Consider the following 22,892-nt stretch of genomic DNA (forward strand, 5'->3'; position numbering starts at 1 on the left):
CCCGGTCACCGCGGCGCGGCGAGCGCCGCGGCCCCCGGCTCGCCCGCGAGCAGCCGGTCGCTCTCGTCCTTCAGCGCCACGCCGGTGAGGCCGCGCGCGAAGGCCTGGGTGAGGAGCCAGTGCAGCTTGAAGGCCGCGAGGTCGGGCGGGAGCCCGGCCTGGCGCACGTTCGAGAGGCAGTTGCGCTCGGCATCGGTGCGGCCCGGGCGGGGATCGAAGGTGAGGTAGATCCCCAGGCTGTCGGGGGAGGAGAGGCCGGGCCGCTCGCCGATCAGCACCGCCACCGCCCTGGCCCGCAGGGCCGCCCCGATCTCGTCGCCGAGCGCCACCCGGGCCTGCTCGGCGATCGCCACCGGCGCCAGCGACCAGCCCGATGCCGCGATCGCGGGCGCAAGCGCCGCGAGCACCGGCACCGCGCCCTCGTGCACGGCCCGGGCCGAGAGGCCGTCCGCGACCACCAGCGCGAGGTCCACGGGCGCGCCGGCCGCATCGCGCAGGCGCTCCCGGCTCGCCTCGTCCAGCCGCCGGCCGAGATCGGGCCGGCGCAGGTAGGTCGCCCGGTCCGGGGCGGCCGAGGCCACCGGGACCGCCGCCCAACCGAGACCGGTCAGGCCGGCCCGCACGCCCTCCCCATCGAGCGCGGCATGGACCGCGTCGCGGGCCTGCGCGTGGGCCAGCGCGAAGCGCAGCACCTCCCGGGTCGGCAGGCCGGAGCCGGCGCGGCCGAGGCCGATGCGGGCCGGGGTGAGGGCAGCCAGGCGCCGCCAGACCTCGTCGGGGTTCCCGTGCGGGCTCATGCGGCAAGCCCCGGCGCGGCCGCGAGCAGCGGCGCCGCCCCGCCGGGCCGGAGCCGGCCCTCGGCATCGGCGAGGCCCATGCGGTCGAGCCACGCGGCGAATTCCGGCGCCCGCTTCAGGCCCAGCACCTCGCGCAGGTAGAGCTGGTCGTGGAAGGACGTCGACTGGTAGTTCAGCATCACGTCGTCGGCCCCCGGCACGCCCATCACGTAGGTCACGCCGGCCGCGCCCAGCAGCGTGAGCAGGGTGTCCATGTCGTCCTGGTCGGCCTCGGCGTGGTTGGTGTAGCAGACGTCGACCCCGAGCGGCACGCCCATCAGCTTGCCGCAGAAATGGTCCTCCAGGCCGGCCCGGATGATCTCCTTGCCGTCGTAGAGGTATTCGGGGCCGATGAAGCCCACCACGCTGTTGACGAGGAGCGGCCGGAAGGCGCGGGCGACCGCGTAGGCGCGCGCCTCCAGCGTCTGCTGGTCGATGCCGTGATGCGCGTTCGCCGATAGGGCCGAGCCCTGGCCGGTCTCGAAATACATCACGTTGTCGCCCAGGCTGCCGCGCCGCAGCGCCAGCGCCGCCTCGTGCGCCTCCTTGAGCAGCGCCAGCGTCACCCCGAAGGAGGCGTTCGCTGCTTGCGTGCCCGCGATCGACTGGAAGACGAGGTCGACCGGCACGCCCCGCTCCATCGCCTCCATGGTGGTGGTGACGTGGGTGAGCACGCAGCCCTGGGTGGGAATCGCGAAGCGGTCGATCATCTCGGCGAGCAGGTGGAGCAGGCCCGTCAGCCCCTGCACCGAATCCGAGACCGGGTTGATGCCGATCACCGCGTCGCCGCAGCCATACGCGAGACCGTCGAGGATCGCCGCCGTGATGCCGGCGGGGTCGTCGCCGGGGTGGTTCGGCTGCAGGCGCACCGCCATCGTGCCGGGCAGCCCGATCGTGTTGCGGAAGCGCGTCACCACCCGGGCCTTGCGGGCGACCAGGATCAGGTCCTGGTTGCGCATGATCTTCGACACGGCGGCGGCGATCTCGGGCGTCACGCCGGGCGCGATCGCCGACAGCGTCGCGCTCTCCGCCGTGAGCAGGAACTCGCGGAAATCCCCCACCGTCAGGTGGGCGATCGCCGCGAAGGCCGCGGTGTCGTGGGTGTCGAGGATCAGCCGGGTGACGTCGTCGTCCTCGTAGGGGATCAGCGGCCGGTTGATGAGGTCGGTGAGCGGCCGGTCGGCGAGGCACCAGCGCGCCGCCACCGATTCCTCGGCCGAGCCCGCCGCGATGCCCGCGAGCCGGTCGCCGGAGCGGATCGGGCTCGCCTTGGCCATCAGCTCCGCCAGATCCGAGAACACCCACGTGCGGGGGCCGACGACGTGCCGGTAGGCCATTCGGGATCTCTCCTGCCTCGACCGCACGACACTACCGCATTCGGCGCGGGACGCGATCCGGTCCGGTGATCCGCACCCCCGAAGGCGGGGCGGCAGGGATGCGGCGGATCTCCTCAAGCTCCCGACGGATCTCGGGCAGCAGCGTCTCGGTCTCGAACCGCGTCTGAAGGTTGAGCCAGAACTGAGACGACACGTTGAACCGGCGTCCGAGCCGCAGGGCCGTGTCGGTGCTGATGCCGATCTCCTCTCGAACGATCCGCTCGATGCGGGTCCGAGGCAGCTCGAGAGCCTTGGCAACAGCCCCGGCGGACAGCCCGAGGGGCTTCATGAACTCCTCACGCAACACCTCGCCAGGATGCAGCGGGGAGAGCGTGTCCACGATCTCCGGCTCGTCGATCACCGCGTTCGTCCTCCGGTCAGTGATGATCGACGATCTCGACACGAGCGGGCCCGTGATCGGTCCACGCAAAGCAGATGCGGACACGGTCGTCGACCCTGATCGCGTGGTGTCCGGCCCGATCGTTCGTCGGCGCACGGAGGGTGTTCCCGGGCGGCCTCTTCACCTCGTCAAGCGGCGTAGCCGCATCGATCACCCCGAGCTTCCGGCGCGCCGCCTTGAAGACGTGCCTGAATCGAGCCAGCCCGCCAAAGCGACCGTGGCCGTTGCAACGCGCTGCCGCAGCCCTAGATCGCAGGGTGCAGGCTCGATCGGATGGCGCCCGGGATGGATGCCCACATCGCAGGGGACGCGGCGCGTGCGACCGGATCGGGCCGGCATCGCCGCATGCAGGATGCCTCGCCGACCGGCGGATCGAACCGGGCCTTGGCCGGGGGCGATGATCGTCCCGGAGACAGCCACGTCTCCGGATCCGGTCGGGTGACGAGGGGTGATCCGCCCCCTTCGCGCGTCTCTCCCCGTGACGGTCCGCGGGATCTCCCATCGACGGGACGCTGGCGCGGCCCGCCTCGTGGCAAAATCCGGGTCTCGACCGCTCCCGGTTCGGAGAGCGCCGCGCCGCTGGAACGCCTCTTGCGTCGTGACCAGTGCACTATCCCATGTGAAGGCGGTCCGCTTCCACTTGGGCTTTCACACCGTGATCAGTGAGGAGGACGCCCGTGCATCGCTACTTCTTCGACCTCGAAGCGGAGGGCTTCGACGCCCGGGACGATGTCGGTGTGGTCCTGGCCGATGACGGTGCCGCCCGCGCCGAGGCCGTGCTGGCGCTGCGCTCCTGCGCCGCCGCGCCGCTGCCCTGCGGCCGGCGCGCCGACCTCGCGCTGCGGGTGCGCGACGAGACCGGCCAGACCGTGATGCGGGTGGTGCTCGGCGCCACGGTGACGCGCGGCGCGGCACCGGCCGGCAGCATGGCGGCCTGAGGGGACGGCCGCCGGCGGGGCGCTCGCCGAGCGCGCCGGCGGCTCAATGGATCCCGCCCGCAGTGCCGGCGGGCAGGCCGTCAGATCAGCGGCTTGCCGCCCGTCACCGCCACGGTGGCGCCCGAGACGTAGCTCGCTTCCTCGGCGGCCAGCATGACGTAGACCGGCGCCAGCTCGCAGGGTTGGGCCGGCCGCTGCATCGGCACCTGCTTGCCGAAATTCTCGACCTTCTCCGGGGGCATCGTCGACGGGATCAGCGGCGTCCAGACCGGACCCGGCGCGACGCAGTTCACGCGGATGCCCTTCTCGGCCAGGAGCTGCGCCAAGCCGCCGGTGAAGTTCTGGATCGCCCCCTTGGTGGTGGCGTAGGCGAGGAGCTGCGGGCTCGGCGTGTCGGCGTTGATCGAGGTCGTGTTGACGATCGCGCTGCCCGGCCGCAGGTGCGGCAGCGCCGCCTTCGTCAGGTAGAACATCGCGTGGATGTTGGTGCGGAAGGTGACGTCCCACTCCTCGTCGCTGATCTCCTCGGGCGACTGGAAGGTGGCCTGATGGGCGGCGTTGTTGACGAGGATGTCGACGCCCCCGAACGCCGCCACCGCCTTCTCGACGATGGCGCGGCAATGGGCCGGGTCCTTGATGTCGCCGGGCACCAGCACGGCCTTGCGCCCGGCCTCCTCGACGAGGCGGCCGGCCTCGCGCGCATCGTCATGCTCGTCGTAGTAGCTGATGAGCACGTCCGCGCCCTCGCGCGCGAAGGCGAGCGCCACCGCCTTGCCGATGCCGCTGTCACCCCCGGTGATGATGGCCTTGCGGCCGGCAAGCCGGCCCGACCCGCGGTAGCTCGTCTCGCCGTAATCGGGCCGCGGATCCATCTCGGCATCCCGGCCCGGCATCGGGATCTGCTTCTGGCGGCTGAAGGGCGGTGTGGGGAAGTCCGGCATGGCGGTGACTCCTGGACGCGCAACAGGGACCGGCCGCGAGCCGCGCCGCGACCGGGAGGATGACTCGATGGGCCGGGCGAGCCGTGTCAGAAGCGGCCGTTGTTCGGCCGGCAGCGCCCGTCCGCGATCTTGAAGTTCGGCGGATCGCACGGGACCATGTCGGCCGGGCACCATTTCTGGCAGACGCGGGGACCGAACCCGTCGGGCCGTTCCGCGTAGACGCCGGGCGGCGCGGCGCGCACGCTGCCGGTCACCTCCGGACCGTCGTCGAAAAACGGATAGGGTTGCGCCAGGGCCGGCGCGGCGAGGAACAGCGGGGCCAGCACGAGGCCGAGCGCGCGCATCGAACGATCTCCCAGGACGTGGCATCCGTGGCGCCGCTCCGGCCCCCGCGGGGCCGGGCGCGACGCCGGACCAACGGTCCCGTGCGGCGCCTGTTCCGCCCCGCGAGGCGCGCGCGTCAGCGCCGCGGCCGCAGGCTGCCGAGGTCGTCGTGGTGGAGCAGCAGCACGCCGGTCGCGCCGGCGAGCTTGCGGGCCGCCGGGGTGAACCCCGCATTCGAGACCACGGCGGCCCGGTCGGCGTTCCAGTAGCTGCGGGCGGCGACCACTTCCTGCACCGCAGCGTTGCCCACCGGCTTCGCGTAGCGCTTGCATTGCACGACGAGGCGCAGGCCGTCCCATTCGGCGATCACATCGGCCCCCTGGTCCCCCGCCGCCCGGGTGGCGCGAGCCTGCCAGCCGGCGCGCTCCAAGAGGGCGGCGCAGAAGCGCTCGTAAGCGATCCCGTCCTCCGGCAGGGCGTCCGCCTCCTCGTGCGCCTCCGCAAGCGAGGCCGCCTCGACCAGCGCCAGGATCTCCTCGCGGCGGGCCTCGGCGAGGTCGCCGTAGCCCTCGGCCTCGAGCCGCGGCCGCAGGGTGCGGGCCACGAAGTAATCGCGCTCGCGCAGCCAGCCGTCGAGGATCAGGTTGTCGTAGGGATCGACGTAGGTCTCCTGCCGCCGCCGCAGAGCGAGCGTCCCGCGGTGCGGTTCCACCAGACGCCGCACCCGCCGCCGGAAGCGGCGCCCGCGCCCGAGCCGGTGCGTCAGCACGGCGGTCACCACCAGGACGGTGACCGCGAGGGCCGGGCGCCCGAGCCACAGGCTCGCCGCCCCGCCCGCCACCACGGGCCAGAACAGCAGATCGGCGATGCTGCGCGGCGCGGCCATGCACTCCTCCTCACGCCGGCACCCTGGCAGCGGGTGCTTGCCCCCGGGCTAACCGGGGGCGGGCCGCACGCGGCGTCCACAGGCGTCTTGCACCGGAGGCCGGCCGGGACGGAGCCTCGGGCGGGGCCGATCAGCGCAAGGGCGGCGCGGTGCTTGCACCCGTGCTGTCACTCGGCCGATGCTCGGCCGGCCGGCCCATGCGCATCCTTCGCCAAAGCGGTCCTCGTTTCGGTGGGACGACGATGCGACACGAAGGAGAGCCGGGCGCGGGAGATCGCGATGAGGCACTGGGTCGCCGCCGTTCTCGCCTGTCTGCTCTGCGTCACGGGCAGCCGTGCCGCCGAGTCGCCGACAGAGGTGGACGTCGCCCTGGTGCTCGCCGTGGACGTCTCGCTGTCGATGACCGCCGACGAGCAGTTCGTCCAGCGCAGCGGCTACGTCGAGGCCTTCCGCTCGGCCGTCGTGCATCAGGCCGTGCGCCAGGGGCTCCTCGGCCGGATCGCCGTCACCTACGTCGAGTGGGCCGGGGTCGGCAACCAGCGCGTGGTGGTGCCCTGGACCCTGATCGCCGGGCGGGAGGACGCCCTCGCCTTCGCGGATCTCCTGTCGCAGAGTCCGCCGCGGCGCTCGACCTGGACCTCGATCGCCAGCGCCATCGACTTCTCGGTCGGCCTGTTCGCCAATAACGGGCTGGAGCCCCTGCGGCGGGTCATCGACGTCTCGGGCGACGGCCCGAACAACCAGGGGCGCCCGGTGACGCGCGCGCGCGACGACGCGGTGGCGCAGGGCATCGTAATCAACGGCCTGCCGCTGATGATCCGCGAGCCGAGCGGTCCCTGGGACATCAAGGACCTCGACCTCTACTACCGGGATTGCGTGATCGGCGGGAGCGGCAGCTTCATGGTGCCGGTGCGCGAGCGCGCGCAATTCGCGGACGCCATCCGCACCAAGATCGTGCGCGAGGTCGCGGGCCACGCCGAGCCGCCGCGGGTGCAGCGCATCCAGACCGGGCCGAGAGCGAACTGCCTCGTCGGGGACCGGCCGAATCCCGAATGGGATTGAAGTCCTGACGGCGAGTCGCGCGTCGCCGAGGTGACGGGCGGGCGAGACGCTTCGCCGGGCCCGAGCATCATCGCGCCCCCGGTGCGGACCGCGAGCGAGGACCGATGCGGGCTATTCGGCTGCCTTGGCGGTCTGTGTCTTGCGCTTCGTCGGGTAGGATTTCCGCCTCTGCTGCCCAAGACCCATGGTCTTGGCCAGCTCGGAGCGGGCCGCCGCATAGTTCGGCGCCACCATCGGGTAGTCCGCCGGCAGGTTCCACCGTGCCCGGTACTGCTCGGGGCTGAGGCCGTAACGCGACCGGAGATGCCGCTTGAGCGATTTGAATTTCTTGCCGTCCTCAAGGCAGATGAGAAATTCCGGGGTGATCGAGCGCTTGATCGGAACGGCAGGCGTGAGTGCGGCCGGCTTCTCCGCGGCCGCGTCCTTCCCCAGGCTGCCCAGGGCCGCATGCACCGAAGCAATCAGTCCGGGCAGTTCCGCCGGCGGGACCGAGTTCCTGCTCACGAAAGCCGACACGATGTCGGCCGCCAACTCGATATAGCCCGTCGAGGCCGTACTCTCACTCATCCTGCCTGCCCTCATTGCGCCGGGAAACCCGAAGACGTCCAGACATTCCAGCCGCAGGTTCCATCCGAATCGAGGCGGATATGTCTTCTGTCAGCACTGATTAATATTGCTTCCGCTCAGTTCGTGCAAGAGGCAAACAAGACTCGCGCGGTTTTCGGATGCAACCGTTAGGTTCGCGCCGTTTTGGTGGCTCTGGGTTGAAATCAATGCCACCGTCGGTCACGCAGGATGCCTTCAGGTTGGGCGCTGTGCGGCTCGAATCGGCGGCCTGGGGGCTTTTGAGGTAAAAAATTACTGGTACTCTGCTCGTTCGCAGAAGGACCGCCAAGCATGCGGGCCACACGTGGCTGCACTATGCGGCAGGGTCAATTGTTTAGGAATATACGCTCATGCGCGGCGCGTGGCCGCGGACCGGGTGTGTGCAACTTGAACGGGCACCACGAAATCGCCGGCGAATCGCGCCGGCGGATCATGCCGCGGCGGTGATGCGACTGTAGGCTGCGATGATCGCATCCGCATCGGCCTCGCTCAGATCCGTCAGGAAGACCGAATCGCCGATGATGAGCGTGCACAGCCCGTCATCGCTCGTCTGCTTGCGGATAGGAGGCATCGCCGGCCCTCGTGCTGGGCATCCTCCACCAAGATGGCCTTCGGTCCGGCGGCGGCAATGGGGAGAGGCCGCGCGGCCGGACGGAATCGTCCCGGTCGGCTCCTCAGGCGAGGAACGGTGGTCGCTCGCGGCCGGTTCCCGGACGCCCGTTCCGGCTGGTTCTCACCCGGCGGCCGGATGTCGGCCGGTCTCGCGCTCCAGCGCGACCACCGACAGCGCCTGATCACGCCCGCGCACGGCGTGCTGGCCGAGGGCGCGGGCCCGGATGCCGTCGGGCAGCCGGGGCAACCGGTCCAGAAGGTCGGCGGAGATCAGCACCGGCGTGTCGAGGGTCCGGCACAGCGTCTCGATCCTGGCGGTCACGTTCACGGCGTCGCCGAAATACGCGATCTTGTGGCGGTCGACGCCGACCTCGGCGGTGACCACCGAACCGCCGTGGAGGGCCGCGCGGATCTCCGGCACCGTGCCGAACTGCTCCCGCCAGGACGCGGCCTCGCGCGCGAGCGCGTCGCGGATGGCGAACACGCAGGCGACGCAGCGCGCGTCCTGCAGCCCGCGGCTCATCGGCCACGTGATCATCGCCATGTCGCCCACGAAATCGTCCGTCGAGCCCTGGCAGCGCCGCACCGGTTCGGCGAGGGCGGCGAACACGGCACCGAGATAGGCCTGGGCCCTGAGGGCGCCGTGGGTCTCGGCGTAGGCGGTTGAACCGACCACGTCGACGAACAGGAAGATGCGCTGTTCCTCGACCGGCTTGTGGTAGCGCCCGATCATCAGGTTGACGAAGACCTCCGCGCCGACGAGGTCGCGCATCCGCACCACGAAGACGAGCAGCGCCGAGACGGCGAGGGCGTAGACGAGAACCCGCAGCGACGGCACGACCGCGACGGCGAAGGGCTCCTGGCTCAGCCCCAGGCTCCAGACCACGAGGCCGCCGAGGCCGTGGCCGAGCGCGATCATCGCCACATAGGCGAGTTCGGCCACCGGCACGTACAGGAAGGTCGGCAGGCGCCGGAAGCGCGACTGGAGGTGCGGCATCAGCACCCCGCGCTCGAGCGTGAGGGCACAGGCCCCGATGCAGAAGCCGTAGATCGCCGCGACGAGCGGAATCCGGTTGTCGAACAGGATGTCGTAGAGCACGCCCGCGCCCGCGCTGAGCGCCAGGATGGCGATCCAGAACCACGCATGCTGCGGGATGACCGTCAGCGGGGCGCTCCAGAACGGCGCCCGCGCGAGCCGGCCCGGATGCGGGTCGGCCGGGGTGCGGTGGAGCGGGGCGGCGCCGGGCAAATGCTGAGCCTCCTGGGCGCGAAGCGCCCGCGATGCCTTGCCGCCGATTGAGGCGCTTTTCGGGGCGAACCGGTGCGGCACCCGCGGGCCGCCCACAGGCATGCGCCAACCGGGTGCGGCGATACCCGAGCGGAAAGGACGGACCGAGGAAAATCTATCTGGAAGTTTCCCCTTGGTCAGTCCAGTATGATCCCTGCCGGACGCCGCCGGTCTCAGGGAGAGCGCAATGTCGACATGGCCGAAGCAGACGCCGTCGCAGATGAATGCCTTCTACGGGAATCCCGACGCGAACGGTGACTTCAAGGCGGATCCGCAATGGGAGAGCGCGAACATCGTCAAGATCGTTCCGCCCTACCAGCTGTATTACCCGCAGCAGAGCGGAAACGTCGTCAAGAAGCGGGCCATGAAATTTTCCAGCTTGCGAGTGCATAAAAAATGTGCGAGCAGCTTGCTGAATATCCTCACTCAGATCGGTAACAACTTCACGCCGGCGCAGATCCACGATTACGAACTTGACCTGTGCGCCGGCGTGCATGTCTTCAAGCTGAAGGCGGGCGGAACAACGCTGTCGACCCATGCCTGGGGCGCGGCGATCGACCTGAGCCACCTCATCAACGGCTGGAAGGTCAAATACGACCCGGATCCGGCGAAGAAGATGATGCCGCCGGGCGTCGTGGCGATCTTCGCGAGCGAAGGCTGGACCTGGGGCGGCAAATGGAAGACGGCCGACGGCATGCACTTCCAGGCGGCCGATCTCTGAGACGGGTTCCGGCTGGTCGCGGCCGGTCATGGGCGCGCGTTCGTCCCGAGTGCAGGCCGCGTCAGCGGAAGGCGGCCCGGGACCCCGGGGGAGATGCGCCGCGCAGCGGATCCTTCTCTCAGGAACCGTTCTCGCTGCGGCCGCGTTTGAGGCGAAACTCACGCTCAAGCCAGGAGCCTTTCATGCGCACCCGCATCCTCACCCTCGCCGCCCTCGCGACTCTCGCCTGCGCGCCCGCGGCCCTCGCCGAGGAGGTGATCATCCGCCGCGACGCGCCGGTCGAGCGTGAGCGCTCCACGGTGATCGAGAAGCGCTCGGTCGACACCACCGGCACGGTGGGCGGCTGCGAGACGAAGACCGTGCGCAAGACCAACGAGTTCGGCGACACCAAGACGGTTCGCAGCGAGCGCTGCGACTGACGCGCAGAGGGGGAGGCGGGCCGCGAGGCCCGCCCGCCGCTCATCCGAGGAGGCGCCCCAGGGCCGTGCCGGCCGACCTCCGCATCTCCTTCGCGGCACGCGTGCCGTCCGCATCCGTCTCCAGCCGGTCGAGCACCGTCGCCGTCGACCGCCGCGATGATGACGTCGCGCAACCGGGCTGCCGGTCGTTCGGCCCGGCATACAGCCGGTCGCCTGCCTGACGGAGGGATCCGCGCGCGGCCGGATCCGGGCTCAGACGTCCATGCGTGCCGCCAGCACCTTGTCGACCCTGCGCCCATCCATGTCGACGACCTCGAAGCGCCAGCCGTGCCGCTGGAAGTGGTCGCCCGACGTCGGGATGCGGCCGAGTTCCGAGATCACGAAGCCCGCCAGGGTGGAGAAGTCGTCGGTATCCGGCCGCTCACCGAGGCCGAGGCGCTCGAAGGCCTCGACCACCGGCATCATCCCGTCGATGAGCAGCGAGCCATCGCTGCGCTCGACCACCAGCGGCTCCTCGTCCTCAGCGTCCGGGATGTCGCCCGCGATCGCCTCCAGGAGGTCGGTCTGGGTGACGATGCCTTCGAGGTCGCCGTACTCGTCCACCACGATGGCCATGCGCACCGGCTTGGCCTTGAAGGTCTCCAGCACGCGCAGGATCGGCATGCCCTCATGGACCACGATCGGTTCGCGGATCAGGGCATTCACGTCGATCGGCATGCCGTCGAGGAGCCGGTTGAGGATGTCCTGCTTGCGCAGCACGCCGACGATCTCGTGAATCTCGCCCCGGCTCGCCACGAGGCCCTCGTGACGGCAGGCCCGGACGGTCTCCAGGATCGCCTCGCGGGAATCCTCGATGTCGATCCAGTCGACCTCGTGGCGCGGGGTCATGATGTCCCGGATCCGGCGCTTGCCGATGTCGAAGATGCGCGACACGGCCTCCTGCTGCGATTCCCGGATCAGGCCCGCCTCCTGGCTCGCCGCGACGAGGAGCGTGAGTTCGGCCGGCGAGTGGAGGCTGCCCTCGCCCGAGCCGGGCTGGAGCCCGCAGGCGCGCAGGATCGCGTTGCCGAGCCCGTTGAGAAACAGGATGGCCGGCCGGAAGACCAGGAGACACACGCGCAGCGGACGCACCACCGCCAGCGCCGTGCGCTCGCTGCGCTGGAGCGCGAGGCTCTTGGGCGCGAGTTCGCCCAGAACGATGTGCAGGGCGGTGATGACCACGAAGGCGACGACCACCGCGATGGCATGCGCGCCGGCTTGCCCCAGCGGCTCGGGCAGCCACGCGAGCAGGGGTTCGATCAGGTGAGCCAGCGCCGGCTCGCCGACCCAGCCGAGGGCGAGGGACGAGATGGTGATGCCGAGCTGCGTCGCCGCCAGATGCGCGTCGAGATGGTCGGTGGCCTGCTGCAGCGTGGCGGCGTTCGCGCGCCGCTCGGCCACCAGTTCCTGAACCCGGCTGCGCCGCACCGCCACGAGGGCGAATTCGGCCGCGACGAAGAACCCGTTCGCGAAGACCAGGAACACGACGGCGAACAAGCCGAGGCCCGTTCCCCAAGGACTGTCGGAGAAAATCACCGCCTCCCGTGGCGCGTCGCGGCGGCAGGCTCGACTGCACCGCGGCTCCTGTCATAGCCCGTCCGGGGCCGGCAGGGCTATCCGCCCCGCGGCATTTCCGCGGCGTCCGCGGCCGGATCGGGCTCGCGTGCGCGGCTCGCCCGCCAGGGGGGGCGGCTCAGAGGACCACCGACTCGTTGAAGGTCTCGGGCCGGAACGGGAGCTTGAAGGCGACCGCGATGCCGCCGTCGAGGTGGCGCACCACCGTGGCGAAGCGCTTGCCGACCGTCACGGTCGCGCCCAGATCGGGCCGTGCGTCGACCGCCAGCGCCGCGCCGGTCATCGACAGGTCGATGAGCCGGCCGGGGAGTTCGTCGCCGTCCGGCAGCCGGACGCGCACCGCGGTCGCGGCCGGAACGATGCGGACGTCGCTGCGCTGCTCGGCCATGCCGCGCGCGCGCGCCACGTACCAGTCGAGGCGCGCGGCGATGCGCGCCCGCCGCTCGGGGCTGACCGTGATGGCGACGCAGAAGCCGGACGGCGTCACGCCGGTGATCACCCCCGAGAGGACGCCGATGTTGTCGAGGTAGATCGTCACGCCATCGCCCGGCAGCCCCTGCACCGCCGTGACGAGTTCGGCGTGATCGGGCGAGAGGGTGCGCGTCTCGCAGGCGTGCTCCTCACCGCCCGGGAGGAGAAAGCGTCCGACGACGCGCAGCGCGGTGGTGCGCGCATCGGGCTGCCGGGTCGATGCGGAACCCTCTCTCAACGCTGGCATCAGGCTCACCCTGCACTCACCCCGAAAGTGCTCGCGGATGCGGGCTCACGCGAGTCCGAGCGGGGCAACTCTGACTCCGCCACGGTTGCCCGGCCCTTAATGCGGTGCGCCGATCCGTCGAATTCGAGACCTTCTGCGTGTGTCCATCCCCCATTCCGCTGCGGAACGGCCGGTGCGCCGGGCGGGTCGCGCCGGCCCGAGCGTGTGATCGGCCTTCCGGCCGATGCGGCCGGGGCCGCGAGAGGTGCTCATCGCTGGCTGACGAGAATTTGTTCACCATCGCGTGGTGTGGTGAGCCGAATCGGCTCGGCACGTTCGGGCTTCCGCGGCATCGCACCCACACGGCCAGATCCAGACCCGCGCCGATGACGCTCGATGCCTCGACCCTGATGGCCGTGACGGTCTTCGTCGCCCTGATCGTCGGGGTCCTGTTCCTGCTGTCGTGGAGCCAGGCGCGGCGCATGCGCGCCCTCGCGATCCTGGGGGCGGCCCACATCCTCGGGGCCGTGGCCTCCGCGCTGCTGTGCGGGCGCGGGATGATCCCCGACCTCCTGTCGATCGCCGCCGCCAACGCGATGATGCTCGGGGCCTACGGGCTGATCTGGTGCGGCGCCCGCAGCTTCGCGGGCCGGGCCACGCCCGCGTCCTGGCTGCTCGCCGGCCCCCTCGTCTGGATCGGCGCCTGCGCGGTGCCGGCCTTCTACGCCTCGATCGACGCTCGGGTGATCCTCGCGTCGAGCCTCGGCGCCTTCTACTGCGGCGCTGCCGCCGCCGAGATCTGGCGCGGGCGCAAGGCCGAGCCCCTGGTCTCCCGCTACCCGGCCGCGCTGCTCCTCGCCAGCGAGGCGCTGCTCTACGCGGTGCGGGTGCCCGCCGCGCTCGCCTTTCCCCTGCCGCGCGGCGTGCCGCCCGCCGCCACGCCGTGGGTGGCGATCCTGTGCTTCGCCGCGCTGCTCTACACGGTGGCGATCGCCTTCCTGTTCATGGCGCTCGCCAAGGAGCGGCTGGAGCGCGAGCAGCGCCTCGCGGCCCAGACCGACCCGCTCACCGGCATCGCCAACCGCCGCGCCTTCGAGGCGCAGGCCGGGATGCTGCTGGCACGGGGAGCAGCCACGCTCCTGCTGTTCGACATCGACCATTTCAAGCGCGTCAACGACACCTACGGCCACGGGATCGGGGACGCGGTGCTGGTCGGCTTCTGCACGGCCACGCGGGCGCTGCTGCCGGCGGATGCGCCGTTCGGCCGCCTCGGCGGCGAGGAATTCGCCTGCCTGCTGCCGGAGCCGGTCGAGGCGGGGCCGCTCGCCCGCACCATCCTGCGGGCGGTGGCCGGGATGCGGGCCGAGAGCGTGGCAGGGCTCGCCGTGACGGTCAGCATCGGCGCCAGCACCGGCACGGCGCTCGACGACCTCCTGGTGCGGGCCGACCGGGCGCTCTACCGCGCCAAGGCTCTCGGGCGCGACCGCGTCGTCTTCGACGGGGCCGCCCCGGTGCGGGAGCGGGCGGCCTGAGCCGTCAGGGCCGGCGGATCAGGTCGGCCACGGCCGCTTCCTCGGCGGGCGACAGGGGGGCGGGCGCGGGCGGGCGGCGGCGGCGCGCCGCGCGCCAGAGGGCGAACCCGCCCAGCAGGAGCGCGAGCGGCGGCGTCAGCCACAACAGCGCCGTGTGCCACGCCAGCACCGGGCGCAGCAGCACGAACTCGCCGTAGCGGCGCACCACGTACTCCACCACCGCCTTGTCGTCGTCGCCCTGGCGCAGGCGCTCGCGCACGATCAGCCGCAGGTCGCGCGCGAGCGGGGCATCGGAATCGTCGATCGACTGGTTCTGGCAGACGAGGCAGCGCAGGCCCGCCGAGATGTCGCGCGCGCGGGCTTCGAGCTTGGGATCGGCCAGCACCTCGCCGGGCTGCACCGCGCGGGCGGCCGGCGGGGCCAGAAGGGCGAGGGTCACGAGGGCGAGGCGGGCGCCCCGCCGGGATGCGGCGCGAGGCATGCCGCTACTCCGCCGGGACGGCTTTGGGCAGGGCGGCGCCCCGCGCGCGGCGGGCGATCGGGGCGCCGACGCGGAAGCGCCGGTCGGTGAGCGAGAGCCCGCCGCCCAGGGCCATCACCACGGCGCCGATCCAGATCAGCAGCACCAGCGGCTTGTAGTAGAGCCGCAGGCCGAGCGACCCGTCCGGCAGGCTCTCGCCCACGCTGGCATAGACCTGGCTCACGCCGACGGTCAGCAGGCTCGCCTCGCTCACCGCCATGTTGCGGGTGCTGTAGAAGCGCCGGCCGGGTTCGAGGCTGCCGATCGCGTGCCGGTCGCGGTCGCGGATCGTCAGCTGCGCCACGGTCTCGGTGTAGTTCGGGCCGGTCCGGGGCACGACGCCGTCGAGCGTCGCCGTGTAGGGGCCGGCGGTCAGGCTGCCGCCCCGCGGCACGGTGGCGAGGGACTCGACGCTCCAGGCCTGGGCGGCGATGCCGATCACCGTGAGACCGACGCCCGCATGCGCCAGCGCCGTGCCCCAGGCCGAGCGCGGCAGGCCGGCGGCCCGGCGCAGCGACAGGCCGAACGAGCGGCCCTTCGCCCGCGCGGCGATCTCCATCGCCGCCCCGAGCACCAGATAGGCTCCGAGCCCGATGCCGAGCGGAGCCGCCACCGGCCCGCCCCAGGTGAAGGCGGCGAGCCCGAGCGCGACCGCGATCGCGACCGCGAAGGCGGCGAGCAGGCGCTGCACGGCCGCGCCGAGGTCGCCCCGCTTCCAGGCGAGCGACTGCCCGAAAGGCACCAGCAGCAGGAGCGGGACGACGAGGGGCACGAAGGTGAGGTTGAAGAACGGCGCGCCGACCGAGATCTTCTCTCCGGTGAGCGATTCCAGCACCAGCGGATACAGGGTGCCGACCAGCACCGTCGCGCAGGCCGCCGAGAGGAAGAGGTTGTTGAGCACCAGCGCGCCCTCGCGCGAGATCGGCGCGAACAGGCCGCCCTGGCGCAGGGTGGGCGCCCGCCACGCGTAGAGCGCCAGCGACCCGCCGATGAACAGGATCAGGATGCCCAGGATGAAGGTGCCCCGGGTGGGATCGGTGGCGAAGGTGTGCACCGAGGTCAGCACCCCCGAGCGCACCAGGAAGGTGCCGAGCAGCGAGAGCGAGAAGGTCAGGATGGCGAGCAGCACGGTCCAGACCTTCAGGGCGTCGCGCTTCTCCATCACCACCGTGGAGTGGACGAGCGCCGTCCCGGCGAGCCAGGGCAGCAGCGAGGCGTTCTCGACCGGATCCCAGAACCACCAGCCGCCCCAGCCGAGTTCGTAATAGGCCCAGTACGAGCCCATCGCGATGCCGACCGTGAGGAAGCACCACGCGCCCAGCGTCCAGGGCCGCACCGCCCGCGCCCAGACGGCGTCGATGCGCCCCTCGATCAGCGCCGCGATGGCGAAGGCGAAGCTGATCGAGAAGCCGACATAGCCGAGGTAGAGGAGCGGCGGGTGGATGGCGAGGCCGGGATCCTGCAGGATCGGGTTGAGGTCGCGCCCCTCGAACGGCGCCGGGTTGAGGCGCGCGAAGGGGTTCGAGGTGATCAGGATGAAGAGCAGGAACACGAAGGTGATGGCGGCCTGCACGCCGAGCGTGTTGGCGCGCAGCGTCGCCGGCACCGCGTCGCGCGCGAGCGCCACGATCGCCCCGAACAGCGCCAGGATCAGGACCCAGAGCAGCATCGAGCCCTCGTGGTTCCCCCAGACGCCCGAGATCTTGTAGATCAGCGGCTTCAGCGCGTGGGAGTTCTCGAACACGTTCTGGACCGAGAAATCCGAGGTGACGTGCGCATAGGTGAGCGCGCCGAACGCGAAGGCGATGCAGACGAAGCTGGCGAGCGCCGCCGGCACGGCGACGCCGCGCAGCACCGGATCGCCGATCCGGGCCGCCCAGAACGGCATCACGGCCTGCGCCAGCGACAGGGCGAGCGCCAGCGCGAGCGCGTAGTGACCAGCCTCGATCAGCAAGAAAGCCGCCTCTCCGGTGTGCCGGGCCGCGAGAGGCCCGCCGCGATCCTAGTCCCCTTCGCGGGCCGCGCCGCGAAGACCTTCCGCCGCACGCCCGTGCGGCGGTTCAGCGCGTCGCCGGGCCTGTGCCGGACGCCGTCCTGGGGGCCGCCTCGCCGGTCTTGCCGGCCTCCTGTCCGCCCTTCCGGCCGCCTTCCTGCCAGTGCCCCTGCGCCTTGAGGGCGTCGGCGACCTCGCGCGGCATGTAGGTTTCGTCGTGCTTGGCCAGCACGGTGTCGGCCCGGAAGACGCCGCCCGGCTCCAGCACGCCCTCGGTGACGACGCCCTGGCCCTCGCGGAAGAGGTCGGGCAGCAGGCCGCGGTAGCGCACCGGCACGGCGGCGGCGGTGTCGGTGATCGTGAAGCTCACCGTCTCGTTCGGCCCGCGCGAGACCGAGCCCTCCTGCACGAGGCCACCGAGACGGAAGCGCACCCCCGGGGCGACCGCGGCCTGGGCGACCTCGCTGGGGGAGCGGAAGAACACGATGGTGCCCCGCATCGCCCACAGCACGAGGCCGAGGGCGACGGCCAGCACGGCACCGCAGACGCCGATCGTGACGAGGCGCCGCCGCTTGCGCGTCATGGCCGTGCCTCCCGGGCGGGCGCGGCCCGTCGCCGGGGCCGCTGCGGCGTCGCGGACATCGGATGCGTCTCCCGGCTCAGGTGCAGATCCGTCCGTTGTGTAGAGCAGAACGGGCCTGCGCGTAAGCGCTGCCGGCCCCGAAGGCCCTGCGACATCAGGGGGATGCCGGCGCGGCAGTCAGTCCCAGGTCGCGGGCCGCCGCGTCCACGGGGGCGGCCTTGTCGGCCAGCGCCGCCCGGGCGCGGCGCAGGGCATCCTCGGCCTTGTCGCGTTCGCCCATCACGCCGTAGGAGCGCACGAGCCGGGCCCATTCGTCGGGCGTGCCGCCCGTCTCGGACAGGCGCTGGTCGAGGCTCGCGATCATGCCGCGGATCGCCGTGCGCTGCTCCTCGCTCAGGGCAGGGGCCGGGACCTGGGCCGGGGCCGGGGCGTTGCCGCCGAGGCGCTGGATGCTGTCGCGCAGGACCGGCATCCAGGGCGCGTCGGGCGGGGAGGCGGCGGCGAGCGCCGTGTAGCGCTCCAGCGCGAGGTCGCGCTTGCCGTCCTGCTCGGCGGCGCGCGCGAGGTAGAAGCGCGGCTTGACCGCCGCGGCGTCGAGGGCGAGCGCCCGCTCGAAGGCGCCGCGGGCCTTGTCCGAGACCACCCCGTCGCCCGCCGCCACCAGCGCCTCGCCGTAATCGGACAGGCGCGGCGCGGTCTCGCCGAGGAGCCGCAGCGCCGTCTCGTAGGCCTTGACCGCGTCGTCGAGGCGCCCGGCGCGCAGGTAGACCGGGGCCAGCACCTCCCAGCCGCGGCCGTCGTTCGGCTCGCGGGCGAGGTGGGTCTCGATCCGCGTCACGGCGGCCGAGAGATCGCCCGCGTCCTTGCGCGCGGCGGCGAGGCGCTGCGCCTGCGGCTGGGCCGGCAGGTCGGGCGAGCCGTAGAGGCCGTAGATCAGCAGCGCCAGCAGCGGCACGGTCGAGAGCGCGAAGGCGGAGGCCGCGCGGCGGTGGCGCAGGGCCGGCTCGCCGACCCGGGGCGTCGCCGCCCCCGCGGTGAGGCGGCTCGCGCGCAGCAGGCGGCGCGCGGCCTCCGCCTTGGCGGCCTCCGCCTCCTGCGGCGCGAGGAGGCCCCGGGCGGCATCCCGCTCGATGTCACGCAGCTGGTCCTCGTAGAACCCGGTCTCGGTGGCGAGCACGGCCTCCGCGCTCCCGTCCGGAGCCGCCGGATGCGGCCGGCGCGACAGCGGCCACAGCAGCGCGAACACCGCCGCCCCGGTCATCAGCGCGAACACAACCCAGATCGCCATCCGCTTCCTCGAAGCATCCTGCGCCGAAGCGCTGACCGGGTCGGCGGCGACGGCGATGCGGAGCCGGAAGGCCAAGCAGCACCGCCCGGAGGCAATGGGGCCCAGGGCTCCCGCATCGTGTCGGCCGCCGGACCCGTGACCCCTTCGGCGAGTGATGCTTAGCGCCCGGGTCCCGGCGACACGATCGCGCGACGTGGCGACACGGTGTCACGCGAGCCGCCGATTCCCGCAGGCCCGGGTTGCGGTTGCTGCATTGCGCAACGATTGCTGCGGTGCAACGTTGGTCCGGCTCCGTGCTCCCGCCTCCCTGGGCCGCCCATGTCCGACACGATCACCGTCTCACCGCCTCCCGGGCGGGAGGAGCCTCCCGGGCGGAAGGACGCCCGCCGCGCCGCTCATCCGGCCCTCGTCCTGTTCGCGCTGGCGATGGGCGGCTTCGCCATCGGCACGACCGAGTTCGCGACGATGAGCCTGCTGCCGGATTTCGCGCCCGATCTCGGCATCGACGCGCCGACCGCCAGCCACGTCATCAGCGCCTACGCGCTCGGCGTCGTCGTGGGGGCGCCGGTGATCGCCGTGCTCGCCGCACGGCTCGCGCGGCGCACGCTGCTCGTCGGCCTGATGCTGCTCTTCGCGCTGGGCAACGGCCTCTCGGCGCTGGCGCCGAACTATCCCGTCATGCTCGCCTTCCGGGTTCTGGCGGGCCTGCCGCACGGGGCGTATTTCGGCGTCGCGGCCCTCGTCGCCGCCTCGCTGGTGCCGCAGGAGCGGCGGGCGCAGGCGGTGGCCCGGGTGCTGGCCGGCCTCACGGTGGCGACCGTGGTGGGCGTGCCCCTCGCCAACGGCATCGGCCAAGCCCTCGGCTGGCGCTGGAGCTTCGGCCTCGTGGCGCTGCTCGCGCTCGCGACGGCGGCCTTGGTCTGGCGCCTCGCGCCAGCCGGTCGCCCGGCCCCGGGCGCGAGCGCGCTCACGGAACTCGGCGCCCTGAAGCGCGGCCAGGTCTGGCTGACGCTCGCGACCGGGGCGGTCGGCTTCGGCGGCCTGTTCGCGGTCTACACCTATCTCGCCTCGACGCTGCTCACCGTCACGCAGGCCGCCCCCGCGACAGTACCGGTGGTCCTCGGCGTGTTCGGCGTCGGGCTCACGATCGGCAACCTCGTCTGCGCCTGGGCGGCCGACCGGGCGCAGATGCCGGCGGCCGGCCTCACCCTGGCCTGGAGCGCGGGCGCGCTCGCGCTCTATCCCTTCGCCGCGGGCAATCTGTGGGCGCTCGGCGGGGTGGTGTTCCTGATCGGCTGCGGCGGCGGGCTCGGCACCATCCTGCAGACCCGGCTGATGGACGTCGCCCAGGACGCCCAGACCCTGGCGGCGGCGCTCAACCACTCGGCCTTCAACACCGCCAACGCGCTCGGCCCCTGGCTCGCCGGCCTCGCCCTGGCGCACGGCCTCGCCCTGCCGGACACGGGCTTCGTCGGCGCCGGCTTGGCGCTCGCGGGCCTCGCCGTCTGGGCGGTCTCGCTCGCCGCCGAGGCCGCGATGCGCCGCGAGGCACGGCCCGCGGCGGCGGAGTAGCCGCGTTCGTCAGGGCAGGGGCCGGCCTGCCGTGTGACGCACGCTGCGGATGATGATCTCCCCGTCGCCGATGCGATCGGTGATCGCGTACGGGTAGGGCAGAGCCACGATGCGCCGGATGCGCTGCTGCCCGTGGCAGGCGCCTCGCGGATGGTGTTGCGCGAGTGAACGCGAGCGCCTCGTCGAGCTGGCGTGCGGCGGGCCGCGTCAGGCGGAGCCTCACAGGCCGTACACCTACAGGCCTCACTTGGCCCAGATGGCCCGCAACTCGTCCTCGGTCGCGCAGTCGCCTCGCGCCTCAGCGGCGTCGGCCTCGTCCTGCTCCGCGTCTTCATCCGGCGTGACGCGATAGATCGGCTGCACCTCGCCGGCATAGGCCAGCACCTGCCGCGCGATCTCGTCCTGCATGTCCGGAGACAGGCTCCGCGCGGTCGCCACCGCCTGATCGAGGAGGTCGGTCAAGGCGCAATCATGCCTTGAACGCGATTGCGGGAAACGGGAGTCCGGACAGGGCGGCCCCGCGCCTCACCGCTGCGCCGCCGGGCTCGCGTCGCCGGGGATCTCCACCACCGCCCGCAGGCCGCCGAGGCTCGCCTCCTCCAGCCGCAGGCGGCCGCGGTAGAGGGTGGCGAGGTCCGAGACGATGGAGAGGCCGAGGCCGGAGCCGGGCTTGGTCTCGTCGAGGCGCTTGCCGCGCTTGAGCACCGCCGTCCGGTCCTCCGGCGGCAGGCCCGGGCCGTCATCCTCCACGGTGACGATCAGGTGGGGATAGTCGCCCTGGCCGATCACCTCGGCGCGGATCGCCACCGTCGCGCTCGCCCATTTGGAGGCGTTGTCGACGAGGTTGCCGATCATCTCCTCGAAATCCTGCCGCTCGCCGCGGAAGCGCAGGCCCGGGGTGATGGCGGTCTCGAAGGTCAGCGCCTTGTCGCGGTAGATCTTGCCGAAGGTGCGGGTCAGCGCCGCGACCACCGGCTCCACGTCCGTGAAGGTGCCGAGCGCGCCCGCGAGCGCCGCCGCCCGGGCGCGGTCGAGGTGGTAGTTCACCTGGTCGCGCATGATCGCGGCCTGCTCGCGCACCTTGAGCGCGAGATCGCTCGACGCGTCGCTCGCCCCCACCTCGTTGACGATGATGCTGAGCGGCGTCTTGAGCGCGTGCGCGAGGTTGCCGACCTGGGTGCGGGCGCGCTCCAGGATCTCGCGGTTGGTCTCGATCAGGAGGTTCACCTCGCCGGCGAGCGGCGCGATGTCCCGCGGGTACTCGCCCGAGATGTGGTCCGCCTCCCCGCGCCGGATGGCGCCGAGCGCCGCCCGCAGCTTGATCAGCGGCGCGAGGCCGAAGCGGATCTGCAGGAAGGCCGCGAGCCCGAGCGAGAGGCCGAGGAGCGCGAAGGTGGTGGTGAGCGCCACGGTGAAGCGGCGCATGTCGGACTCGATCTCGTCCGAGGGGCCGGCCACCCGCACGAGGTAGCGGCCCTCCTCGCCGAGATCCACCGCTCGCTCGATGATGCGCAAGGGGCGCTCGTCCTGGGCGCGGCCGTAGCCCTTGCGCAGCTGCCCGGCCCCGGCCTCGCCGACCGCGCGGTCGGGCGGCGGGAGCGGCACGCCGACGAGGGAGCGCGAGGTGCGCAGGTCGCGCGGCTTGGCGTTCGGGCGGCCGACCTGCCAGTACCAGCCCGAGAGCGGCAGGTCGAAGCGCGGGTCGCCGAGGCTGCCGAAGGCGCGGGCGTCCGGCTCGCCCGGCGTGACGAGGTTGGTGGCCAGGTCGTTGGCGTAGACGATCAGGCGGCTGTCGAAGGCGCGCTCGGTGGTCTCGCGGTAGAGCGTCGAGAGGATCAGCCCGGCCGCGAGCAGGATCAGGGCGCTCGACAGGAGCGAGGAAACCGCGAGGCGGACCGCGATCGAGCGCCGCCGCCAGGGGCGCCACAGGGGAGGAGCGGCGGGCGCGGCCGCCTCCGTCTCCGGGCCGACGCTGCCGGCCACGCCCCGGGCCGGCGCGTTCATGGCGGGGCGGCGCCCGCGCCGGGATCGATCAGGTAGCCGAGGCCGCGCACGGTCTGGATCAGGTCGACGGCGAGCTTCTTGCGCAGGCGCCCGACGAAAACCTCGATGGTGTTCGAGTCGCGGTCGAAGTCCTGGTCGTAGAGGTGCTCGGTGAGTTCCGCCCGCGACACCACCCGGCCGGTATGGTGCATCAGGTACGAGAGCAGGCGGTACTCGTGCGAGGTGAGCTTGACCGGGCTGCCGTCCACGAACACCCGCCCCGAGCGGGTGTCGAGGGTGACCGGGCCGGCGCTGATCTGGCTCGACGCGTGCCCGGCCGCCCGGCGCAGGATGGCGCGCACCCGCGCGAGCAGCTCCTCCATGTGGAAGGGCTTGGTCACGTAGTCGTCGGCGCCCGCATCGAAGCCGTTGACCTTGTCGCTCCAGCGGTCGCGGGCGGTGAGGATCAGGACCGGCGTCTTCACCTGGGCGCGCCGCCACCCCGAGAGCACCGACACCCCGTCCGCCTTCGGCAGGCCCATGTCGAGGATGATGCAGTCGTAGGGCTCGGTCTCGCCCAGGAACGCCCCCTCCTCGCCGTCGAAGGCCTTGTCGACCGCGTAGCCGGCCTGCTCCAGGGCGGTCACCACCTGCCGGTTGAGATCCCGGTCATCCTCGACGACGAGCAGACGCACGGCGAG

At 72.3% G+C, this 22,892-nt stretch carries 25 protein-coding genes; 6 read left to right on the forward strand and 19 right to left on the reverse strand.

Features of this window, described 5'->3' with window-relative positions:
- Positions 1 to 5: 5 nt before the first annotated feature.
- The 4 genes from eutC to MFF61_RS34040 are packed head-to-tail and all read right to left on the reverse strand — an operon-like array spanning position 6 to position 3,114.
- Positions 6 to 797 carry an ethanolamine ammonia-lyase subunit EutC gene (gene eutC, locus MFF61_RS08155; RefSeq protein ID WP_238234591.1) on the reverse strand — a complete coding sequence of 264 codons (792 nt, stop codon included), beginning with the start codon at positions 795 to 797 and terminating at the stop codon, positions 6 to 8.
- A complete protein-coding gene (locus tag MFF61_RS08160; RefSeq protein WP_238234592.1) occupies positions 794 to 2,173 on the reverse strand; it encodes an ethanolamine ammonia-lyase subunit EutB in 1,380 nt (459 codons plus the stop codon). Before MFF61_RS08160 ends, eutC begins: the two co-directional genes overlap by 4 nt.
- Positions 2,174 to 2,204: 31 nt before the next feature.
- Positions 2,205 to 2,573 carry a HigA family addiction module antitoxin gene (locus MFF61_RS08165; protein ID WP_373324655.1) on the reverse strand — a complete coding sequence of 123 codons (369 nt, stop codon included), beginning with the start codon at positions 2,571 to 2,573 and terminating at the stop codon, positions 2,205 to 2,207.
- Positions 2,574 to 2,589: 16 nt separating this feature from the next.
- Positions 2,590 to 3,114, reverse strand: coding sequence for a type II toxin-antitoxin system RelE/ParE family toxin (locus tag MFF61_RS34040; RefSeq protein WP_373324656.1), 525 nt, complete (start codon positions 3,112 to 3,114; stop codon positions 2,590 to 2,592).
- A 175-nt stretch (positions 3,115 to 3,289) separates the two neighbouring features.
- On the opposite strand from MFF61_RS34040, the gene MFF61_RS08170 reads away from it, so the two are divergent.
- A complete protein-coding gene (locus MFF61_RS08170) occupies positions 3,290 to 3,550 on the forward strand; it encodes a DUF6894 family protein (protein WP_238234593.1) in 261 nt (86 codons plus the stop codon).
- Positions 3,551 to 3,630: 80 nt separating this feature from the next.
- On the opposite strand, the gene MFF61_RS08175 is transcribed toward MFF61_RS08170, so the two are convergent.
- The 3 genes from MFF61_RS08175 to MFF61_RS08185 form a co-directional block, all read right to left on the reverse strand.
- The gene (locus tag MFF61_RS08175) at positions 3,631 to 4,491 is read right to left on the reverse strand and encodes an SDR family oxidoreductase (RefSeq protein WP_238234594.1); all 861 of its coding nucleotides are present in this window, start codon (positions 4,489 to 4,491) and stop codon (positions 3,631 to 3,633) included.
- Positions 4,492 to 4,577: 86 nt separating this feature from the next.
- Positions 4,578 to 4,835, reverse strand: coding sequence for a hypothetical protein (locus MFF61_RS08180; RefSeq protein ID WP_238234595.1), 258 nt, complete (start codon positions 4,833 to 4,835; stop codon positions 4,578 to 4,580).
- A gap of 116 nt (positions 4,836 to 4,951) precedes the next feature.
- On the reverse strand, positions 4,952 to 5,701 hold the full coding sequence (locus MFF61_RS08185) for a restriction endonuclease (protein ID WP_238234596.1): 750 nt from the start codon (positions 5,699 to 5,701) through the stop codon (positions 4,952 to 4,954).
- A gap of 279 nt (positions 5,702 to 5,980) precedes the next feature.
- Here MFF61_RS08185 and MFF61_RS08190 point away from each other — a divergent pair, with 279 nt between their 5' ends.
- On the forward strand, positions 5,981 to 6,763 hold the full coding sequence (locus MFF61_RS08190; RefSeq protein WP_238234597.1) for a DUF1194 domain-containing protein: 783 nt from the start codon (positions 5,981 to 5,983) through the stop codon (positions 6,761 to 6,763).
- Between the two features lie 111 nt (positions 6,764 to 6,874).
- On the opposite strand, the gene MFF61_RS08195 is transcribed toward MFF61_RS08190, so the two are convergent.
- From MFF61_RS08195 to MFF61_RS08205, 3 genes are all read right to left on the reverse strand, one after another.
- Complete coding sequence (locus MFF61_RS08195; RefSeq protein WP_238234598.1) at positions 6,875 to 7,330, reverse strand: Ros/MucR family transcriptional regulator; 456 nt, start codon at positions 7,328 to 7,330, stop codon at positions 6,875 to 6,877.
- Positions 7,331 to 7,799: 469 nt separating this feature from the next.
- Entirely contained in the window at positions 7,800 to 7,940 is a 141-nt protein-coding gene (locus MFF61_RS08200) for a hypothetical protein (protein ID WP_238234599.1), read from the reverse strand.
- A gap of 162 nt (positions 7,941 to 8,102) precedes the next feature.
- Positions 8,103 to 9,146, reverse strand: a complete 1,044-nt coding sequence (locus tag MFF61_RS08205; protein ID WP_238234778.1) for an adenylate/guanylate cyclase domain-containing protein — start codon at positions 9,144 to 9,146, stop codon at positions 8,103 to 8,105.
- Positions 9,147 to 9,456: 310 nt separating this feature from the next.
- Between MFF61_RS08205 and MFF61_RS08210 the strand changes: the two genes are divergently transcribed.
- Positions 9,457 to 9,990 carry a M15 family metallopeptidase gene (locus MFF61_RS08210; protein WP_238234600.1) on the forward strand — a complete coding sequence of 178 codons (534 nt, stop codon included), beginning with the start codon at positions 9,457 to 9,459 and terminating at the stop codon, positions 9,988 to 9,990.
- Positions 9,991 to 10,172: 182 nt separating this feature from the next.
- Positions 10,173 to 10,409: a hypothetical protein gene (locus tag MFF61_RS08215; RefSeq protein WP_238234601.1), complete on the forward strand. Its 237-nt coding sequence runs from the start codon at positions 10,173 to 10,175 to the stop codon at positions 10,407 to 10,409.
- Between the two features lie 252 nt (positions 10,410 to 10,661).
- On the opposite strand, the gene MFF61_RS08220 is transcribed toward MFF61_RS08215, so the two are convergent.
- Together MFF61_RS08220 and MFF61_RS08225 are read right to left on the reverse strand one after the other, a co-directional pair.
- Positions 10,662 to 11,984 (reverse strand): hemolysin family protein, encoded by a 1,323-nt coding sequence (locus MFF61_RS08220; RefSeq protein ID WP_238234602.1) that lies wholly within the window; start codon positions 11,982 to 11,984, stop codon positions 10,662 to 10,664.
- Between the two features lie 157 nt (positions 11,985 to 12,141).
- On the reverse strand, positions 12,142 to 12,741 hold the full coding sequence (locus MFF61_RS08225) for a PilZ domain-containing protein (RefSeq protein WP_238234603.1): 600 nt from the start codon (positions 12,739 to 12,741) through the stop codon (positions 12,142 to 12,144).
- A 365-nt stretch (positions 12,742 to 13,106) separates the two neighbouring features.
- Here MFF61_RS08225 and MFF61_RS08230 point away from each other — a divergent pair, with 365 nt between their 5' ends.
- Positions 13,107 to 14,252 (forward strand): GGDEF domain-containing protein, encoded by a 1,146-nt coding sequence (locus tag MFF61_RS08230; protein ID WP_238234604.1) that lies wholly within the window; start codon positions 13,107 to 13,109, stop codon positions 14,250 to 14,252.
- A gap of 4 nt (positions 14,253 to 14,256) precedes the next feature.
- Here MFF61_RS08230 and MFF61_RS08235 read toward each other — a convergent pair whose 3' ends face one another.
- The 4 genes from MFF61_RS08235 to ccmI all read right to left on the reverse strand — a co-directional run bounded on the left by MFF61_RS08235 (position 14,257) and on the right by ccmI (position 18,636).
- Positions 14,257 to 14,733 (reverse strand): cytochrome c-type biogenesis protein, encoded by a 477-nt coding sequence (locus MFF61_RS08235; RefSeq protein ID WP_238234605.1) that lies wholly within the window; start codon positions 14,731 to 14,733, stop codon positions 14,257 to 14,259.
- A gap of 4 nt (positions 14,734 to 14,737) precedes the next feature.
- Complete coding sequence (locus MFF61_RS08240) at positions 14,738 to 16,726, reverse strand: heme lyase CcmF/NrfE family subunit (RefSeq protein ID WP_238234606.1); 1,989 nt, start codon at positions 16,724 to 16,726, stop codon at positions 14,738 to 14,740.
- A 106-nt stretch (positions 16,727 to 16,832) separates the two neighbouring features.
- Entirely contained in the window at positions 16,833 to 17,348 is a 516-nt protein-coding gene (gene ccmE, locus MFF61_RS08245) for a cytochrome c maturation protein CcmE (protein ID WP_238234607.1), read from the reverse strand.
- 154 nt (positions 17,349 to 17,502) lie between these two features.
- Positions 17,503 to 18,636: a c-type cytochrome biogenesis protein CcmI gene (ccmI, locus tag MFF61_RS08250; RefSeq protein ID WP_238234608.1), complete on the reverse strand. Its 1,134-nt coding sequence runs from the start codon at positions 18,634 to 18,636 to the stop codon at positions 17,503 to 17,505.
- 318 nt (positions 18,637 to 18,954) lie between these two features.
- Here ccmI and MFF61_RS08255 point away from each other — a divergent pair, with 318 nt between their 5' ends.
- Positions 18,955 to 20,208 carry an MFS transporter gene (locus tag MFF61_RS08255; protein ID WP_238234609.1) on the forward strand — a complete coding sequence of 418 codons (1,254 nt, stop codon included), beginning with the start codon at positions 18,955 to 18,957 and terminating at the stop codon, positions 20,206 to 20,208.
- Between the two features lie 243 nt (positions 20,209 to 20,451).
- On the opposite strand, the gene MFF61_RS08260 is transcribed toward MFF61_RS08255, so the two are convergent.
- The 3 genes from MFF61_RS08260 to MFF61_RS08270 all read right to left on the reverse strand — a co-directional run bounded on the left by MFF61_RS08260 (position 20,452) and on the right by MFF61_RS08270 (position 22,886).
- Positions 20,452 to 20,670 carry a hypothetical protein gene (locus MFF61_RS08260; protein ID WP_238234610.1) on the reverse strand — a complete coding sequence of 73 codons (219 nt, stop codon included), beginning with the start codon at positions 20,668 to 20,670 and terminating at the stop codon, positions 20,452 to 20,454.
- Positions 20,671 to 20,733: 63 nt separating this feature from the next.
- Positions 20,734 to 22,212 carry a sensor histidine kinase gene (locus MFF61_RS08265; RefSeq protein ID WP_238234611.1) on the reverse strand — a complete coding sequence of 493 codons (1,479 nt, stop codon included), beginning with the start codon at positions 22,210 to 22,212 and terminating at the stop codon, positions 20,734 to 20,736.
- Positions 22,209 to 22,886: a response regulator transcription factor gene (locus MFF61_RS08270; protein WP_238234612.1), complete on the reverse strand. Its 678-nt coding sequence runs from the start codon at positions 22,884 to 22,886 to the stop codon at positions 22,209 to 22,211. Before MFF61_RS08270 ends, MFF61_RS08265 begins: the two co-directional genes overlap by 4 nt.
- Positions 22,887 to 22,892: the final 6 nt, after the last annotated feature.

The sequence above is a fragment of the Methylobacterium isbiliense genome, assembly GCF_022179325.1.
In the GTDB taxonomy this organism is placed as follows: Bacteria; Pseudomonadota; Alphaproteobacteria; order Rhizobiales; family Beijerinckiaceae; genus Methylobacterium; species Methylobacterium isbiliense.